The organism is Mesorhizobium sp. M7A.F.Ca.AU.001.01.1.1, from assembly GCF_004022735.1.
In the GTDB taxonomy this organism is placed as follows: domain Bacteria; phylum Pseudomonadota; class Alphaproteobacteria; order Rhizobiales; family Rhizobiaceae; genus Mesorhizobium; species Mesorhizobium ciceri.
In genome coordinates this window covers 1-1,058 of the sequence record NZ_RZPF01001171.1, presented here as the reverse complement: position 1 = coordinate 1,058, position 1,058 = coordinate 1, and the positions used below count along the sequence as shown (strand labels likewise).

The 1,058-nt window shown below is 63.7% G+C and carries 2 protein-coding genes; both read right to left on the bottom strand.

What is annotated here, in order from left to right; genetic code table 11:
* Positions 1 to 330, bottom strand: a 330-nt coding sequence (locus EN884_RS36825; RefSeq protein WP_245492062.1) for an SPFH domain-containing protein, incomplete at its 3' end; no start/stop codon positions are given.
* A partial coding sequence (gene hflK / locus EN884_RS36820; protein ID WP_128361171.1) for an FtsH protease activity modulator HflK occupies positions 330 to 1,058 on the bottom strand: 729 nt, incomplete at its 5' end. The genes EN884_RS36825 and hflK, both read right to left, overlap by 1 nt.

The window sequence follows — 1,058 nt, the reverse complement described above, 5'->3', positions numbered from 1 at the left end:
ACCGGACACCGCGGCGCGGAAGACCCGCGGATCCGAGATGCGATAGGCGATGAAGGCATCGACCTCATAGAACTTGCCGCCCGAGACCTGGACGCGAATGTTGTCGAGATCGAAGCGCAGCACCCGGTTCTCGATCAGCTGCACGGTGTCGGCGTCGAAGAACGAGAACGGCGCCTTGAAGTAGATGCCGGGTTCGCTCTTGACGTCGACGATCTCACCGAACCTGAGCACCAGCGCCTGCTGGCGCGCATTGACCACGAAGACCGACGAATAGAGCAGGAACAGGATAACCGCTGCTGCGACGACGATGATGGGAAGACGGTTGGCCATCACTGGTTACCTCCCGTAACGGGGGCGGCCGGTGCCGGCGCTTTCGGCTGCAATGCCGGCAGCGGCAGATAGGGAACGACCCCTTGCCCGTTGCCCTGCTCGACGATGACCTTGCTCGAATCCTTCAGAACCTTCTCCATGGTTTCCAGGTAGAGGCGCTTGCGCGTTACATCGGGCGCCTTGGCATATTCGTCATAGACCGAGATGAAGCGCTGCGCCTCACCCTCGGCTTCCTGCACGACCCGGTTCTTGTAGGCGGCCGCGTCTTCGCGGATCTGTGCGGCCTCGCCGCGCGCCTGCCCGAGCTTCTGATTGGAGTACTGGTTGGCCTGCTCGACGAACTTGTCCTCGTCCTGCTCGGCGCGCTGCACCTCGTCGAACGCATCGGCCACTTCGCGTGGCGGTGCCGCATCCTCGATCGAGACGGCGTTGACGTTGAGACCGGCCTTGTAGCCGTCCAGCGTCGTCTGGATGATCTCACGCACCGAGGCGGCAATGCCCTGGCGGTCGTCGCGGAAGATGTCCTGCGCCGGCCGGCGGCCGACGGCTTCACGCATGGCGCTTTCGGCAACCTGCCGCAGCATGCCGTCGGGATCGGACACATCGAACAGATACGCGCGCGGGTCGGAGACCTGATAGGCCACGGAGAACTGGACGTTGACGATGTTCTGGTCGCCGGTAAGCATCAGCCCGGACGTATTGCCACTTGTCGCGCCGCCACCGCCGAT